Here is a 15302-nt window from a genome sequence, read left to right on the forward strand (position 1 = left end):
ACGACGGTCGTCTCTACGCTCGGTGCGATGTACTTCGTCGTCGCGGCTCTCATCGGGATGGTCGTCCTCGGAGACGAAGTGACGCTCACGAGATTTGTCGGGATCGCGTTCGCAATTATCGGGGTCGCCCTGGTTTCCCAGTGACATCCTCCCCGCCGTCCGCTCGTGATCGGCCAGCGCGCACCACCGCGATGGAGGACCGTCGACCCGTCGGGTTCGTTCACATGATTCGAGGAGGAAGCCCACGACTGTAGTCGTGGGAGGAATCCGACAGTCCCGCTGATCCCGCCGCCGATAGCACGGCTGGTTTCGCCACCGCTATCATTAAGTGTCAATAGAGACATGATTAGGATACACTCCCGGTCGGCCAAATGTGTCGGCCGTGGAGGGGCCTCCGTAGGTAGGCCCTGAAATCGGGGACGGATGATACAGCGCCCCTCTGGTCGGATTACCCGACCATGAAGCGGTGAGAGTCCACCGATAATTAACGTGGTGTGAGGCAGATTCGGACGCAGACCACAGGTCGGAAAACCACGCAGGAAACCCCTCCGTGTGACTGACCTTCTGCCGTACAACTCGCCCGTGACGGCGGACGAAGCGTGGGCCGAAACCCTTCGCGGGGGAAAGCTCACGACTTCAGTCGTGGGTAACTTACTTCCGCACCGTCCCGAGGTCGACCGTCGCCCCGGCGGTCGCCGCGGCCGAGAGGACGACTTCACCGCCGAACCCGCCATCCTCGAGTGCGTCCTGGGCTGCACCCCTGGCCTCGGTGGCGTGGTCAGCGTCGGTGAGCCCGTAGACGACCGGGCCCCACGAGGACTGGCCGACGCCCGTGAGGACGGGACAGTCCTCGAGGGTCGCGACCAGTTCGCCCGCGGGCGGGCGGAACACCCCGCCCTGGGCGTCGGCGTACCAGGAGCCGTTCTTGCGGCCGATCTCGGCGACCGCCTCGCCGAAGGCCTCGAGGCGACCCTCGGCCGCGGCGGGCAGCAGTTTGCGGGTGACCACGCCCGCGAGCTCGTCGGCGACCGCGGGGTCGGCCCGCTCGACGACCGCGCGCATACTGGCGTCCTCGTTCTCGCCGCTGCGTCCGGGATCCGCGTCGGGGACGACGATCAGAAAGCGCCAGTCGGCGGGGAGGTCGTGGCGGGCGACGACGGGGGGAACCGTCCAGTCGCCCTCCGCGGGCGGCTCGGTCGTAAACCGGCTCGTGGGGTGGCCGGCGTCGACGACGAACCCGCCGTCCTCGAAGGTCGCGACGCCGACGCCGCTGCGGCCACCCCGGCCCATCGCGGGTGCCAGTTCGCGCACCCGGGGCTCGAGGCCGTGGGCCCGCGCGGTCGCCGCCAGCACCGCGAGCGCGAGCTGGGTGCCGCTGCCCAGGCCGACGTGACGCGGTAGGCGCTGCTCGAGCGAGAGCTCGATCCCCGGGACGCCCAGCGCGTCGACGGCCCGCCGAGCGTACTCGGCGACGAGCGGGTCCGACGCCGCGACCGTCGACGCGGGGTCGGCGACGACGGTCGCGCGGGGCCGCTCGAGGCCGACGCCGACGCCGCCGTAGAGGCGCCGTCGGGCCAGCGAGAGGTTCTGAAAGCCGACGTGGAGGCGCGCGCCCGCGCTGACTGTGGCCGTCGTCATCGCTGGTCCCGCCGTAGGGATCCGCTCGGGAAGGGGGTTTCGTCCCCGGCAACGGTCGGCGTCGGGGCGCTCGAGGGGCGCCCGGTCACGGGCGGGGTGCGGCCTTCTGCATGGCCGTCTCGGCGATATTGCCGCCGTAGTCCGCGCTCCGGGACAGCGAGTCGAGCACGAGCCCGAGCGACTGGGCCTGTACGGGCTCGAGCTCGTAGAGCATCTCGTCGATCGTCCGGGTGTGGTCGTCGATCTCGGGGACGGCCTCGAGGGCCTCGTGGCCGAACGACGTGGCCTCATCGCCGTCGGCGAACAGCGCGTCCATCGCCGTCTCGAGGATATCGGCGGTGTCGGCGTGAAGCGCGAGCAAGGCGTCGGCGACGGCCTCGGGGACGGCCTCGAGCTTGAGCGCGAGGGCCGAGATCTTGGCGGCGTGGTCGGCGACGCGCTCGAGCTGGCGGGCGCTGGAGTGGTAGTCGAAACAGTCCTCCCGCGAGACGCCCAGCCCCTCCGCGGCCCGGGGTGAGCGAAGCGTCGCCCGGAAGATCCGGGAGACGACCAGAAAGAGGCGGTCGACGTCGTCGTCGCGCTCGATGACGTCGCGGGCGATGTCGTCGTCGTTCTCGACCAGGGCGGTGACGGCGTCGGACAGCATCGAGGTCGCGATCAGGCGCATTCTGGAAACGGCGTTGACGATCGACAGCTCCGCGGAGTCGAGCAGGTCCTGGATGACGACCAGCCCGTTGTTCTCCTCGACGACCTCGACGCCGACCAGTCCCTGGGTCGCGTTCCTGATCGCCCGGCGCTGGTCGGTCGTGATCCGGTTCGCCTCCAGGCGGATGATGTCGAATCCGCTGACGTACATCGTGAAGATCGCCCGGACCAGCTGTTCGTTCTCGAGCTCCGAGACCTCGAGGGACCCCTCCTGGTGGGTCGTCTCCCGTTGCGGGGTGAGCAACAGCGTGTCGTCCTCGGAGTAGATCTCGACGGTCGTTCCGCTCGCGACGCCGTTCTCGGTGGCCCACGTCTTCGGGAGCGAGACGGTGTACGTCGACCCGCCCGTCACCTGCACCTTGCGCGTCTCCATGGGTGGCAGTTGCCACAGAGGGATATAAATCTGCATCGATCTATAGAGACGGTCGGATATCTCGGTGAAGCGCCACTACTGCATCCGTTTTCGGACTGTGAGACGACGGTACCCGACCGTATCAGTACGTCGGTAACAGTATCGGAACGTAGTACTATATAGATATTTATGGATATATTGCTCTCGGTCGCGGGACGGTCGGATCCGCGATCCCGCCGATCGTCCGCTCTCGAGAAGTCGAAGCGGCTCGACGGCGACGGATCCGTCGGTAGGGGTCGGCTGTCGCGTTTCGATATCCGTGCGTTCGGGCTCGTCGCGACGCGGCCGCGGCGATGTGCGATCGTCTCGAGGGAGTCCTCGGAGAGGGAGACGGTCCCCGTCTCGAGAAGCGCGCGGGGTATCCGTACCGGGATATGTCCCTCCCGACCGGCATATAGGCCTCATAGCATCGTACTTTTACTCTCTCCCGAATCGAGTACTCGATGGCAGACAACCGGTACGCGGCTTCGACGGGTGGCGTCTCGCGGCGAAAACTCCTGGGTGTGGTCGGATCGGCCGGCGCAGTCGCAATCGCCGGCTGTTCCGAGACGAACACGGGGACCGAGAACGGCGACGGGGAGCTCTCCGGGGAGGTCGTCGTCAAGGGGTCGAGCACGGTGTTCCCGATCTCCGACGAGATGGGCCAGCGGTTCATGGAGGAGCACCCCGGGGTCAACGTCACCGTCGACTCCACGGGCAGCGGCGGCGGCTTCGAGAACCACTTCTGTCCCGGCGACGCCGACATCAACGGCGCCTCGAGGACGATCAAGTCCGAGGAGGAGAACCACTGTGCGGAAAACGACGTGACGCCCGTCGAGATGGAGGTCGCTGGCGACGCGGTGACGATGGCGGTCAACCCGGAGAACGACTGGGTCGACTGCATGTCCTTCGACGAGATGGCCCAGATCTGGCGGGAGGGCGGCGCCGAGACCTGGGCGGACGTCAACGACGACTGGCCCGACGAGGAGTTCGTCCTCTACGGCCCCGACACGACCTCGGGCACGTTCGACTGGTTCACCGAGAACGCCGTCGGTGACGCCGGAAACCACCGCACCGACTACGAGCCGACCGAGGACGACAACATCATCGTCGAGGGCATCGAGGACGACCCGCACGCGATCGGTTACTTCGGCTACGCCTACTACGAGGAGAACCAGGACCGCGTGAAGGCCCTCGCGGTCAGAGAAAGCGAGGACGACGACTGCGGGGAGCCGGGGCTGCAAGCGGCCAGCGAGGGCGCCTATCCGATGGCCCGGCCGCTGTTCGTCTACCCCTCCGAGGAGGCCCTCCAGCGCGAGGAGGTCGCCGAGTTCATGCGGTTCTACGTCGAGAACTCGTCGGCCGACTGGATCGCTGACGAGGTCGGGTACGTCCCAGCAAGTCAGGACGTCGTCGACGAGAACCTGTCGACGCTCGAGGAGACGGCGGATAACTGACCGCTGCGGACACTCCCACCTGTACTTTCACCGTGATCTCCCAATGAGTGCCGATCGTCTCCACCCAGGAGGCGAACAGGAACGTCCCGGATTCGGTTCGCCAGGCCTCCTACGGCGTCAGCGCCACGAGGTGGCAGACGGTTCGCAGCGTCGTCCTCCCGCGGGCGATGCCCGGGATCCTGACCGGGACGATCCTCGCGTTCGGCCGGGCGATCGGGGAGACCGCCCCGCTGTTGATGATCGGGGCGGCCGCGGTCGTTCGCGTCCCGTCGGATACCTTCACCAGCCTGTTCAGCGCGATGCCCCGCCAGATCTCCTCCTGGTCGAAGCTGATCGACGCCGACTTCCGGTACGGGGTCCTCGCGGCGGGGGTCGTCACGCTGCTCGTCGTCCTCCTGATGCTGAACGGGTCGGCGATCCTCCTGCGGAACAAGTACCAGCGCGAGGGATGAGACGGGACGATCAACGAGCGGGCGGCGCCTCGACGGCGACCGTCGCCGCGGCGTCGGAGACGCTGCCCGACGGTCGCGCGGACGGCCGAGAGCGGAATCGACTCGCGAACCGACGGAACGCACTCGACTGACATGGCACGAACCGACTACCAGCAGCAACTCGAGCAGTTGCGCACGAACGTCGTGGAGATGAGCGACGCCGTCAGCCGACGGCTGCAACGCGCCCTCGAGGCGTACGAACGAAAGGACGACGCGCTCGCCGCGGAAGTCATCGCCGGCGACGCCGAGATCAACCGGCGCTACCTCGAGCTCGAGCGGGCCTGTATCGACCTGCTCGCGCTCCAACAGCCCGTCGCCAGCGACCTGCGGTTCGTCGCCGCTTCCTTCAAGATCATCACCGATCTCGAGCGGATCGGCGACCTCGCGGTCAACCTCGGCGAGTACACCCGCCGGGCGGAGCGGGACCGTTACCCCGACGTCGACATCGCCCGCGTCGGGGCGGAAACGGTCGCAATGGTCGAGGACGCGACGCGGGCCTACGCCGACGGCGACGCCGCGGCGACCCGGGCGATCGCCGCGAGGGACGACGAGATCGACGAGCGCTGCGAGCGCGCGAGCCGGACCGTCGTCCGCGACCTCGTCGAGACCGAACCCGACGACGTCGACGCGGTCCTCGAGGACGTCTCGCGGATGCTCCTGACGATCCGTGACATCGAACGGGTCGGCGACCACGCGGTCAACGTCGCCGCGCGGACGCTGTACATGGTCGACGACGACGACGCGCTGATCTACTGACCGCAACGGCGCGAACTCGACCGTCGCGCTCGAGCGAGCGACGCGAGCGGGGACCGACGCCGCCTCGTCGCCGCGGCCCGAGCGACCCGCGCCGTTTAGTAGCCCGGCGCCGTCCCGTACGGTACGCTATGTCAGGACACGGGGACGGTCGAATTCCGGTAACGATCCTCAGCGGCTACCTCGGCGCCGGCAAGACTACGCTGGTCAATCGCCTGCTCGCGAACGAGGCGGGGTACGAGATCGCAGTGATCGTCAACGACATGGGCGAGGTCAACGTCGACGCGGAACTGATCGCCCGCGAGAACGAGGCGGAGGGGGTGATCGACCTCTCGAACGGCTGCATCTGCTGTCGGCTGCAGGGCGACCTGCTCGAGGAGGCCCGTCGGCTCGCCGAGACCCGCGAGTTCGACTACCTGCTCGTCGAATCCTCCGGGATCAGCGAGCCGATCCCGGTGGCGCGGGTGTTCCTCGAGGGCACCGAGGAGAGCGAGATCGATCCGACCGAACTGTTCGAACTCGACACGACGGTGACAGTCCTCGACACCTACGGCTTCTGGAAGGAGTTCGACGCCGGGGCGACGCTGCCCGAGGGCGCCCAGCCCGACGAGGAACGGCCCCTGAGCGAGGTGCTGGTCGAGGGAGTCGAGTTCTGTGACGTCCTCCTGTTGAACAAGACCGACATGGTTCCCGACGACGTCCTCGAGGAGATCGAGACCGTCGTCGAGCGGCTCCAGCCCCGCGCCGAGCGCGTCCGGACGACGTACGCCGAGGTCGACCCCGATCTCGTGCTGGGAACGGGGCGGTTCGACTTCGAGGACGCGAAGCGCTCCCAGGGGTGGAAACGAGAGCTGCGCGGCGAGAGCCACGACCACGGACACGATCACGGCCCGGACGCGAGCGCGGCCGAGCGCCACGGCGTCTCCTCGTTCGTCTTCCGGGCCGACGAGCCGTTTCGCCCGGACGAGCTGGGCGCGTGGCTCGAGGACTGGGACGAGTCGGTGATCCGCGCGAAGGGGGTCTGTCACGTCGCCGGGCGTGAGGAGGTGATCGGGGTCAGTCAGGCCGGCCCCGCCGTGCAGGCGGGACCGATCGGCGAGTGGGGCCCCGACGACGATCGGCGGACGCGGCTGGTGTTCATCGGCCGCGAGATGGACGAGGAGCGACTCCGGACGGAACTCGAGTCGATGCTGATCGAGTCGGGGCGGGCGATCGAGGGCGACTGGACGGACCCGTTCCCCCTATAATTCGAGTTCGTCGCTGAGCTCGTCCCAGGACTCGTGAAAGCCGTGGGTCGACTGCGTCGTCGTCGACTCGGGGAGGGCCTCCTGGTAGACGTCGTCGTACTCGAGGAGCTGTCCCCAGCCGTCGGTGAACGAGTAGTTGCAGTACTTGCACATGACGCGAGATAGCACCGTCTCCGACATAGGGTTGGCGTCGCTCGAGGGAACGAGGGACGGTGATCAGCCGGGCCGTCAGAAGAGCCATACCGACGGGGCGCCGAGGACGCCTACCACACGAGCATGACTCCCAAACGAAACGGCGCATACGTCGGCAGTTCGACCGACGTCGTCGAGCGATTCTGCGATCACTGCGCCTGGCACGCGGTCGACGATACCTACCCCAACCTGATCAAGCGCTACCAGAACCACCTCCGCGCGGAGCATCCGACGGTGTGGCTTCGGTGCTAGCCGTCGGGACCGCTCCGCCGCGGTGGATCGAAGCCGGCATCCCTAGCCGATCGTCAGCACACGGTCCGCCGTCGTGACGACCTCGAGGAGGTCGCCCATCGTCGAGACCGGACACACCTCGCTCCCCTCGCTGTTTCGGATCTCGAGGCAGGTACCACACGCCAGCAACTCGCCGCCCGCGTCGTCGAACGCCTCCATGCGGTCCCTGACGTCGAACCCCTCGTCGTCGATCTCCTCGGCCTCGACGCCCTCGCCGAGCAGGAACGCCGAGACGTCGTGGCCGTCCTCGAGCGCCGTGATCCCGAACCGGAACGCGTTCCAGGCTCGCTCGGGGTCGCTGGTCTCCAGTACGATGCCGATGTGTTCGACGTCGTCGGTTGCTTCCGTCATAGTCGTGTATTGTATCCCCAATATTATTAACTCTTCTGCTGGCCGGTTTCGGAACCGGTCGTCGACGATACGCCCCGACGTCCGACGGCGAGAGGCGGCCGAGAGCGCAGCGTCCGCTACCCGCAGCCGTGGTAATCGACAGAAATCGTGCGTCCGAAGACCGATCGCGGGCCCCGAAACCGCGGTTCGTCCGCGGTTCCGTCGGCAAGGACGGCCGTCCTGCTCAGGGCTCGAGCAGTACCTTGACGACGCCCTCCTCGCGGTCGTCGAAGCGTTCGTACATCTCGGGGGCCTCCTCGAGGTCGACGCGGTGGGAGACGACCCAGCTGGGGTCGGCCCGGCCCTCGATGATCATATCGCGCAGCTCGCGGTTGTACTGCTTGACGTTACACTGGCCGGTCCCGAACCGGAGACCCTTCTCGAAGAGCTTCCCGAAGTCGATGCCGAGCCGACCCTGGGCGGCCATCTCGTCGGGCGCGCCGGGGTCGGAGGGGACGTACAGTCCGGGGACCCCGATCTCGCCGGTCGGTCGCACCGTCTGGATCAGCTGGTTGAGCACGACCGCGGGGTTCTCACGGGCGGGGTCGTAGGCGTCGTCGCCCGGGTCCGTCTCGGGGTCGATCGCCTGGTAGCCGACGGCGTCGACGCCCTTGTCGACCTCGTCGCCGTGTTGCTCGACGATCTGCTCGACGGGGTCGCCCTCCTCGAAGTTGATCGGATGAGCGTCGCAGTGGTCCTCGGCCATCTCGAGGCGACTCTCCACGCGGTCGACGACGTAGATCTCGGCGGCGCCCTGGAGCTTCGCGCTGTAGGCGGCCATCAGACCGACGGGTCCCGCCCCGTAGATCGCGATCGACTCGCCGGGCTCGAGGTTCGCCAGCCGGGTGCCGTGCCACCCCGTCGGGAAGATGTCCGCCAGCAGCGCGAACGAGTCCTCGTGTTCGTCGCCCTCCGGGAGTTTCAGCGCGTTGAAGTCCGCGTACGGAACGCGAAGTTTCTCGGCCTGCCCGCCCTTGTAGGGCCCCATCGCGACGTAGCCGTAGGCGCCGCCGGCGAACCCGGGGTTGACGTTGGTACAGAACCCGGTGTAGCCGTTCTCGCAGTTCCGACAGAACCCGCAGGCGACGTTGAAGGGCATGACGACGCGGTCGCCCTCCTCGAGGCTCGTGACGGCTTCGCCGACCTCGCTGACGGTGCCCATGTTCTCGTGGCCGAAGACGATCCCCTCCTCGGCGGCGGTTCGGCCCTCGTACATGTGGAGGTCCGACCCGCAGATACAGGTCGTCGTGATGTCGACGACGACGTCGTTGGGGTGTTCGATCTGCGGTTCGTCGACTTCCTCGACGGCGACCTCGTGCGGTCCCTGGTATACGACAGCGTTCATTGACATTCGATATCAGTCTCCACGGTACCTGCCACGAATCTCCGGGTAAATGTTGCTGTGATCGACGCCACAGCTGTTGTGTGTGATTAGTATTTCGCATCGATATCTAGTATCAATTCCGGGAACGAAACCGGACGAACGGTCGGTTTCGATCGGTCCCCGACAGCTATTACGGCCCGCCACCCCAAGCGCCGACTATGAGGTCTCAGCGACCACTGTCGGGGGTCGTCCTCGCGGGCGGTTACTCGACGCGGTTCGGCGAAGACGACAAGGCGGTCGCGGAGCTCGCGGGGACGCCGATGATCCGGCGGGTCGCCGACCGACTCGCGACCGTCTGCGACGAGCTCGTGATCAACTGCCGGGCCGACCAGCGCGGGGCGATCGAGGCGGCGATGGCCGACTTTCCCGAACCACTCACGTTCGCGATCGATCCCGAACCCGATCGCGGGCCGCTGGCCGGGATCGCCGTCGGCCTCGAGGCGGCCAGCCGGGAGTACGCCGCCGTCGTCGCCTGCGACATGCCGTTCGTCGATCCCGCCCTGCTCGAGCGACTCGCCGACCGCGCCGAGGGCCACGACGGGGCGCTCGTCAGACCCGACGACGGCTGGTACCAGACGACTCAGGCGGTCTACCGGGCCGATCCGATGGCCCGAGCCTGCGCCGACGTCCTCGAGCGTGAAGACGGACGGATCCTCGCGGCCATCGAGGAGCTCGACGCCGTCGTCGTCGGCGAGGACGAACTCGAGGGCGTGAGCGAGGCGACCTTCGAGAGCATCGACACGAAGGCGGCGCTCCGGGAGGCGGCCGATCGGCTCGAGGCGGCGGACCGAATCCGTTAGCCAGTTCGACGATCGCCAGCAACCCTTGAGGAGAAGGCGTGACTTATGTCCCCCCGAGACAAGATCCGACCATGAGCAGCGACGATCGGTTCGACCACGGGAAAGACGAGCGCCTCCAGAGCCGCGAGGTCACGGAGGGCGCCGAGAAGGCGCCCCACCGCGCGATGTTCCGCGCGATGGGGTTCGACGACGAGGACCTCTCCTCGCCGATGATCGGCGTCCCCAACCCCGCGGCCGACATCACACCGTGTAACGTCCACCTCGACGACGTCGCGGACGCGGCCATCGAGGGCGCCGACGCGGCCGGGGGAATGCCCATCGAGTTCGGAACGATCACGATCTCGGACGCCATCTCGATGGGGACCGAGGGGATGAAGGCCTCGCTGATCTCCCGCGAGATGATCGCCGACAGCGTCGAACTCGTTAGCTTCGGCGAACGCATGGACGGGCTCGTCACGATCGGGGGCTGCGACAAGAACCTGCCCGGGATGATGATGGCTGCGATCCGAACGGATCTCCCCTCCGTGTTCCTCTACGGCGGCTCGATCATGCCCGGCGAGCACGAGGGCCGGGACGTCACCATCGTCCAGGTGTTCGAGGGCGTCGGCGCCTACGGTACCGGCGAGATGGACGCCGAGGAGCTGGACGACCTCGAGCGCAACGCCTGTCCCGGCGCCGGCTCCTGTGGCGGCATGTTCACCGCGAACACGATGGCCTCGATCTCCGAGGCGCTCGGGCTCGCGCCGCTTGGCAGTGCCTCCCCGCCCGCGGAGGACGAGCAACGGTATGCGGTCGCCGAGCGCGCCGGCGAACTCGCCGTCGAGGTCGTCGAGGAGGAGCGCCGCCCCTCCGACGTCCTCTCCCGCGAGTCCTTCGAGAACGCCATCGCGCTCCAGACCGCGATCGGAGGCTCGACCAACGGCGTGCTCCACCTGCTGGCGCTGGCCCGCGAGGCCGGCGTCGACCTCGAGATCGAGGACTTCGACGAGATCTCACAGCGCACCCCGAAGATCGCCGACCTCCAGCCCGGCGGCTCCCGCGTGATGAACGACCTCCACGAACTGGGCGGCGTTCCCGTCGTGATCCGACGGCTGCTCGAGGCCGACCTGTTCCACGGCGACGCCATGACCGTCACCGGGCGGACGATCGCCGAGGAGCTCGAGCACCTCGAGGACGAACGCGACCTGCCCGCCGATTCCGTGATCGAGGCCGACTTCCTCTACACCGTCGACGATCCCAAACAGGAGGAGGGCGCGATCAAGATCCTCTCGGGCAACCTCGCCCCCGACGGCGCCGTGCTCAAGGCGACCGGCGAGGACCAGTTCCACCACGAGGGCCCCGCCCGGATCTTCGAGGACGAGGAGGAGGCCATGGCGTACGTCCAGGAGGGCCACATCGAGAGCGGCGACGTGATCGTCATCCGCAACGAGGGGCCCAGCGGCGGTCCCGGGATGCGCGAGATGCTCGGCGTCACCGCCGCGGTCGTCGGCGCCGGCCACGAGGACGACGTCGCCCTGATCACCGACGGGCGGTTCTCGGGCGCGACGCGGGGCCCGATGATCGGCCACGTCGCCCCGGAGGCGGCCGTCGGCGGTCCGATCGGTCTGCTCGAGGACGGCGACGAGATCACCGTCGACATCCCCGAGCGCACCCTCGAGGTCGACGCCAGCGACGCGGAACTCGAGGCCCGCCGCGAGGAGTGGGACCGCCCCGAGCCGGCCTACGACGCCGGCGTGCTAGCGAAGTACGGGCGGGACTTCGACTCGGCCGCGAACGGCGCCGTCACCAACCCGGGAGTCAAACGCGAGTAGCGCGACGTCCCTTCGATTTCCTGCACGGGTCTTTCCCGGCCCCGTCTCCGAGTACCGAACAGAGCGAGGGATGCACAAGTACTGTCTCGAGTGCGACTGGGAGGCGAGCACGGCGGACGGCGACAGCGAGCAGGACGTCTCGAGAAAGGCGGTCGAGCACTTCGTCGAGACGGGACACACGGTAGATTCGATACCCCGTCCCCCTCGCTGCGTACTCAAAAACTAGGCTCGGAGCGGCGGCGAGTTCGGCGTCCCGCTCTCGACGCCGCGGCTTCGCACGTCGGGTCGTCTCCCCTATTTCCTCCCGACGGCCACGCTGCTCCCGGTTCCGTCGCAGTTTACCCCCGACGCTCGAGGATCCGATCGACGATCAGCCGCGTCGAGAGCAACTCGTCCTCGCTGGCGGGTTCGCGCGCGCTCGCCCGCCGAACCTCGCAGTCGATGCCCCGGGCCGACAGCGCCTCCCGGATCGCGTCGGCGTCGTGGTGCTGGTCGTGGCCCAGCGCGATCACGTCGGGGTCGATTTCCTCGATCGGGACGAAGATGTCCTCCTCGTGACCCAAACGCGCCTCGTCGACGGCCTCGAGCGCGCCGACGACGTCCCGGCGCTGGGTCGCGGGACAGATCGGCGCCGCCTTGTGGTCGACGTTTGCCTTGCGGGCGACGATCACGTACAACCGGTCGCCCATCGCGGCGGCGTCCTCGAGGTAGTGGACGTGGCCCGGGTGGAGGATGTCGAAGGTGCCCTGCGCGATGACGGTACGGCTCATTCGAGCGATCGCGCCTCCGGCGCGGGTCGTCGATCGGAGTCCGAGTCGTCGGTCGCCTCGAGTGAGTGAGTTGCGTTCGGAGTCATTGGAGATCCTCGTCGATGTCGGCCTGCGTGAAATCGAAGAAGTCGTCGCCCTCGGGGAGCTCGACGTCGATCACGTTCAGGGTCGTCGGCTGGCCCCGGGGGTCGAAGGCCTTCCAGTCGGTCCGTCGGTACGGCGCGCCGATAATGACGTGGACGCTCCCGCGGCCGAATGTCTCTACGTCCGCGTCGCTCGGGCTGATCACGCCGTTCGGGTGCGAGTGAACGCTACCGAGCGCCTTCACGTCGTTGGGTATCTGGCTCGTCCGGACGGTCGCGCTGACGCTGTTGGTCTCCGTTCCCGGCACGACGAGCACGTCGGTGATGACGAGCCCGCTCCGGTCGAGGCCGAGCTCGCGGGCCTCGGTGCCGCGAAGAAACCCCATGTACTCGTCGGGGTGGGCGGCCTCGGAGGACTCGATGGCGAACTCGAGGGTCTCCTCGGCGATCCCGAGGATCTCGCTCGAGCGAAACAGCGCGTCGAACAGCCCCATACCCACCCGTGCGGGCTTGCGGTTGCTAAACGTTCCGAAAGGCCACCCCGGGCCGGCAGGCTTAACAAGGGTTATACGCGCCCGTCACAAACAACGGCCAACGATGACTGCTGAGCCCGCCGGCGACGCCGGCGACGGCGACGGGGATTCCGTCGTCTACGATCTCGCTCCCGACTGTACCGCAGACGATCTCGAACGAAATCGACCCTACCTCGCTGAAATCAACGGCATCGTCGACTACGGCGTCTTCGTCGATCTCTCGGATTCAGTCTCCGGCCTCGTCCACGAATCCGTCCTCGAGGGCACCTACGCCGTCGGCGACGAACTCGTCGTCGAGCTCGAAACCGTCCGGGACAACGGCGACATGGCGTTCGAGCCGGTCGACGTCGACGACTACACCCTCGAGGCGGTCTCCCGGGACTACTCGTTGACCGGTACCGATCGCCTCGAGGCCAACGTCGGCGACCAGATCCACGTCGAGGGAGAGATCGTCCAGGTCAAACAGACTGCCGGCCCGACGATCTTCCATGTGGCCGACGAGCGAGGGATCGTCCCCTGTGCGGCCTTCGAGGAGGCCGGCGTCCGGGCGTACCCCTCGATCGAGGTCGGCGACGTCGTCCGCGTCACCGGGGTACCCGAACACCGCGACGGCGACGTCCAGATCGAGGTCGACGGCCTCTCGAAACTCGAGGGCGAGGACGCCGACGAGGCCCGCGAGCGACTCGAGGCCGCCCTCGAGGACCGCGCCGAGCCCCGCGACGTCGAGCCGCTGATCGACTGGCCGGCCTTCGAGAAGCTCCGGCCGAACCTGAAGGAGGTCGCGCGGCTCCTGCGCCGGACGGTGCTGGAGGGACGCCCCATCCGTGTGCGCCACCACGCCGACGGCGACGGAATGTGCGCCGCGGTCCCGGTCCAGATCGCTCTCGAGCGGTTCATCGCCGACGTCCACGAGGACGACGACGCACCCCAACACCTCATCAAACGGCTCCCGGCGAAGGCCCCCTTCTACGAGATGGAAGACGCCACCCGGGACCTGAACTTCGCCTTGGAGGACCGCGAGCGCCACGGCCAGCAGCTCCCGCTCCTGTTGATGCTCGACAACGGCTCGACGGCCGAGGACGTCCCGGCCTACGAGACCCTGGCCCACTACGACATTCCCATCGTCGCGCTCGACCACCACCACCCCGATCCCGACGCGGTCGGCGAGCTGCTCGACGCCCACGTCAACCCCTACCTCCACGAGGAAGATTACCGGATCACGACGGGGATGCTCTGCGTCGAGCTCGCACGGATAATCTACCCCGGCATGACCGACGAGCTGCGCCACGTCCCCGCCGTCGCGGGCCTCGCCGACCGCTCGAAGGCCGACGCGATGGACGACTACCTCGAGCTCGCCGCCGAGGAGGGGTACGACGAACAGCGGCTCAAGGACGTCAGCGAAGCGCTGGACTACGCGGCCTTCTGGCTGCGGTACAACTCCGGCGATCGGCTGATCCAGGACTTGCTTCAGGTCGACTCCGACGACGAGGAGCGCCACCGCGAGCTCGTCTCCTTTTTCGCCGACCGCGCCCGTGAGGAGGTCGACGAGCAACTGGAGGCCGCCACGCCCCACGTCGAGCGCGAGGAGCTCGACAACGGCGCTCACCTCTACCGAATCGACGTCGAGAACCACGCCCACCGATTTACGTACCCCGCACCGGGCAAGACCACCGGCGAGCTCCACGACCGCAAGATCGAGGAAACCGGCGATCCCGTCATCACGGTCGGCTACGGTCCCGACTTCGCCGTGCTCCGATCCGACGGCGTCCGACTGGACATCCCGAACATGGTCTCGGAGCTCGAAGAAGAGATCCCCGGCGGCGGCGTCTCCGGCGGCGGCCACCTCGTCGTCGGCTCGATCAAGTTCGTCAAGGGCAAACGCGAGGAAGTGATCGACGCCCTCATCGAGAAGATGGCCGAGGCCGACATCGACGAGGCGCTCTCGAGCGCGGCGCTGATCGACGACGACTGATCGGGCGGTCGATCCGCGGACGAGCGGTTCGCAAGCAGTTTTCGCTGACGACACTCAGTTCTCGCATCGAATCGGTACGGAAGAACGCGTATGGAGCATCCAGCCTCGAGTCTGCAGTCTCGACTGACCTCCGCGGGGGACTGAACGGGGCTGGCGCGTTGAGCGGACGCTTCGCGTCTGCGAGGTCCTCGAGGGATCGGTGGTCCCTCGCTGCTCGGGAGAGCGAAGTTCCCCGTTCTCGAGGACGGCGAGGCGACGAAAACACCGCAGCGTACGACGCGATCGAGGAGCGTGGTTCGAGAGCGGGAGGCTCTCTCGTCGGTGGTCTCTCCGTCGTCTCCGATACCCTGCTGGCGGTACAATTCTCGAGAAGATAAAACTGTTACGGAGGATT

General features: G+C 67.6%; 15 protein-coding genes and 2 pseudogenes. 10 read left to right on the plus strand and 7 right to left on the minus strand.

Annotated features, from left to right (window positions below; genetic code table 11):
- Window positions 1-144: pseudogene (locus GWG54_RS20985) on the plus strand (EamA family transporter); the annotation flags it as partial.
- 507 nt (window positions 145-651) lie between these two features.
- Here GWG54_RS20985 and GWG54_RS16720 read toward each other — a convergent pair.
- Together GWG54_RS16720 and GWG54_RS16725 are read right to left on the minus strand one after the other, a co-directional pair.
- Window positions 652-1638, minus strand: coding sequence for a beta-ribofuranosylaminobenzene 5'-phosphate synthase family protein (locus tag GWG54_RS16720; RefSeq protein ID WP_167938844.1), 987 nt, complete (start codon window positions 1636-1638; stop codon window positions 652-654).
- Window positions 1639-1723: 85 nt separating this feature from the next.
- The gene (locus GWG54_RS16725; RefSeq protein WP_167938845.1) at window positions 1724-2716 is read right to left on the minus strand and encodes a phosphate uptake regulator PhoU; all 993 of its coding nucleotides are present in this window, start codon (window positions 2714-2716) and stop codon (window positions 1724-1726) included.
- Window positions 2717-3198: 482 nt separating this feature from the next.
- Between GWG54_RS16725 and GWG54_RS16730 the strand changes: the two genes are divergently transcribed.
- The 5 genes and pseudogenes from GWG54_RS16730 to GWG54_RS16745 all read left to right on the plus strand — a co-directional run bounded on the left by GWG54_RS16730 (window position 3199) and on the right by GWG54_RS16745 (window position 6682).
- Window positions 3199-4191, plus strand: coding sequence for a PstS family phosphate ABC transporter substrate-binding protein (locus tag GWG54_RS16730; protein ID WP_167938846.1), 993 nt, complete (start codon window positions 3199-3201; stop codon window positions 4189-4191).
- Between the two features lie 47 nt (window positions 4192-4238).
- Window positions 4239-4643: pseudogene (locus GWG54_RS16735) on the plus strand (ABC transporter permease subunit); the annotation flags it as partial.
- Entirely contained in the window at window positions 4640-4774 is a 135-nt protein-coding gene (locus GWG54_RS21215; protein ID WP_280842108.1) for a hypothetical protein, read from the plus strand. The pseudogene GWG54_RS16735 and the gene GWG54_RS21215, both read left to right, overlap by 4 nt.
- Before the next feature lies 1 nt (window position 4775).
- Window positions 4776-5438: a phosphate signaling complex protein PhoU gene (gene phoU, locus GWG54_RS16740; RefSeq protein ID WP_167938847.1), complete on the plus strand. Its 663-nt coding sequence runs from the start codon at window positions 4776-4778 to the stop codon at window positions 5436-5438.
- A 128-nt stretch (window positions 5439-5566) separates the two neighbouring features.
- Window positions 5567-6682 carry a GTP-binding protein gene (locus GWG54_RS16745; RefSeq protein ID WP_049892563.1) on the plus strand — a complete coding sequence of 372 codons (1116 nt, stop codon included), beginning with the start codon at window positions 5567-5569 and terminating at the stop codon, window positions 6680-6682.
- Here the strand turns inward: GWG54_RS16745 and GWG54_RS16750 are convergent.
- Entirely contained in the window at window positions 6677-6835 is a 159-nt protein-coding gene (locus tag GWG54_RS16750; protein ID WP_167938848.1) for a hypothetical protein, read from the minus strand. The genes GWG54_RS16745 and GWG54_RS16750 overlap by 6 nt on opposite strands.
- A gap of 123 nt (window positions 6836-6958) precedes the next feature.
- Between GWG54_RS16750 and GWG54_RS16755 the strand changes: the two genes are divergently transcribed.
- Entirely contained in the window at window positions 6959-7126 is a 168-nt protein-coding gene (locus tag GWG54_RS16755) for a hypothetical protein (RefSeq protein WP_167938849.1), read from the plus strand.
- A 42-nt stretch (window positions 7127-7168) separates the two neighbouring features.
- On the opposite strand, the gene GWG54_RS16760 is transcribed toward GWG54_RS16755, so the two are convergent.
- Both GWG54_RS16760 and GWG54_RS16765 read right to left on the minus strand, forming a co-directional pair.
- Complete coding sequence (locus GWG54_RS16760; protein WP_209438500.1) at window positions 7169-7516, minus strand: DsrE family protein; 348 nt, start codon at window positions 7514-7516, stop codon at window positions 7169-7171.
- Window positions 7517-7739: 223 nt separating this feature from the next.
- Complete coding sequence (locus tag GWG54_RS16765) at window positions 7740-8900, minus strand: glutathione-independent formaldehyde dehydrogenase (protein WP_167938850.1); 1161 nt, start codon at window positions 8898-8900, stop codon at window positions 7740-7742.
- 197 nt (window positions 8901-9097) lie between these two features.
- On the opposite strand from GWG54_RS16765, the gene GWG54_RS16770 reads away from it, so the two are divergent.
- Together GWG54_RS16770 and ilvD are read left to right on the plus strand one after the other, a co-directional pair.
- Complete coding sequence (locus GWG54_RS16770; protein WP_167938851.1) at window positions 9098-9739, plus strand: molybdenum cofactor guanylyltransferase; 642 nt, start codon at window positions 9098-9100, stop codon at window positions 9737-9739.
- A gap of 71 nt (window positions 9740-9810) precedes the next feature.
- Complete coding sequence (ilvD, locus tag GWG54_RS16775; protein WP_167938852.1) at window positions 9811-11550, plus strand: dihydroxy-acid dehydratase; 1740 nt, start codon at window positions 9811-9813, stop codon at window positions 11548-11550.
- Window positions 11551-11888: 338 nt separating this feature from the next.
- Here the strand turns inward: ilvD and GWG54_RS16780 are convergent, their stop codons facing one another.
- Together GWG54_RS16780 and GWG54_RS16785 are read right to left on the minus strand one after the other, a co-directional pair.
- Window positions 11889-12320: an adenylyltransferase/cytidyltransferase family protein gene (locus GWG54_RS16780; RefSeq protein ID WP_167938853.1), complete on the minus strand. Its 432-nt coding sequence runs from the start codon at window positions 12318-12320 to the stop codon at window positions 11889-11891.
- Window positions 12321-12402: 82 nt separating this feature from the next.
- Window positions 12403-12897 (minus strand): Mov34/MPN/PAD-1 family protein, encoded by a 495-nt coding sequence (locus GWG54_RS16785; RefSeq protein WP_167938854.1) that lies wholly within the window; start codon window positions 12895-12897, stop codon window positions 12403-12405.
- 103 nt (window positions 12898-13000) lie between these two features.
- Here GWG54_RS16785 and GWG54_RS16790 point away from each other — a divergent pair, with 103 nt between their 5' ends.
- Complete coding sequence (locus tag GWG54_RS16790; RefSeq protein ID WP_167938855.1) at window positions 13001-14908, plus strand: DHH family phosphoesterase; 1908 nt, start codon at window positions 13001-13003, stop codon at window positions 14906-14908.
- Window positions 14909-15302 lie beyond the last annotated feature (394 nt).

Origin of the sequence: Natronococcus sp. JC468 (assembly GCF_012163165.1) — an archaeon.
Classification (GTDB): domain Archaea; phylum Halobacteriota; class Halobacteria; order Halobacteriales; family Natrialbaceae; genus Natronococcus; species Natronococcus jeotgali.

Excerpts from the sequence above, each read along its gene's own strand:
- GWG54_RS16760 (WP_209438500.1), bottom strand. The coding sequence starts at position 7,516 with ATGACGGAAGCAACCGACGACGTCGAACACATCGGCATCGTACTGGAG.
- GWG54_RS16765 (WP_167938850.1), bottom strand. The coding sequence starts at position 8,900 with ATGAACGCTGTCGTATACCAGGGACCGCACGAGGTCGCCGTCGAGGAA.
- GWG54_RS16755 (WP_167938849.1), top strand. The coding sequence starts at position 6,959 with ATGACTCCCAAACGAAACGGCGCATACGTCGGCAGTTCGACCGACGTC.
- GWG54_RS16750 (WP_167938848.1), bottom strand. The coding sequence starts at position 6,835 with ATGTGCAAGTACTGCAACTACTCGTTCACCGACGGCTGGGGACAGCTC.
- GWG54_RS16720 (WP_167938844.1), bottom strand. The coding sequence starts at position 1,638 with ATGACGACGGCCACAGTCAGCGCGGGCGCGCGCCTCCACGTCGGCTTT.
- GWG54_RS16770 (WP_167938851.1), top strand. The coding sequence starts at position 9,098 with ATGAGGTCTCAGCGACCACTGTCGGGGGTCGTCCTCGCGGGCGGTTAC.
- GWG54_RS21215 (WP_280842108.1), top strand. The coding sequence starts at position 4,640 with ATGAGACGGGACGATCAACGAGCGGGCGGCGCCTCGACGGCGACCGTC.
- GWG54_RS16785 (WP_167938854.1), bottom strand. The coding sequence starts at position 12,897 with ATGGGGCTGTTCGACGCGCTGTTTCGCTCGAGCGAGATCCTCGGGATC.
- phoU (WP_167938847.1), top strand. The coding sequence starts at position 4,776 with ATGGCACGAACCGACTACCAGCAGCAACTCGAGCAGTTGCGCACGAAC.
- GWG54_RS16745 (WP_049892563.1), top strand. The coding sequence starts at position 5,567 with ATGTCAGGACACGGGGACGGTCGAATTCCGGTAACGATCCTCAGCGGC.
- GWG54_RS16790 (WP_167938855.1), top strand. The coding sequence starts at position 13,001 with ATGACTGCTGAGCCCGCCGGCGACGCCGGCGACGGCGACGGGGATTCC.
- GWG54_RS16730 (WP_167938846.1), top strand. The coding sequence starts at position 3,199 with ATGGCAGACAACCGGTACGCGGCTTCGACGGGTGGCGTCTCGCGGCGA.
- ilvD (WP_167938852.1), top strand. The coding sequence starts at position 9,811 with ATGAGCAGCGACGATCGGTTCGACCACGGGAAAGACGAGCGCCTCCAG.
- GWG54_RS16725 (WP_167938845.1), bottom strand. The coding sequence starts at position 2,716 with ATGGAGACGCGCAAGGTGCAGGTGACGGGCGGGTCGACGTACACCGTC.
- GWG54_RS16780 (WP_167938853.1), bottom strand. The coding sequence starts at position 12,320 with ATGAGCCGTACCGTCATCGCGCAGGGCACCTTCGACATCCTCCACCCG.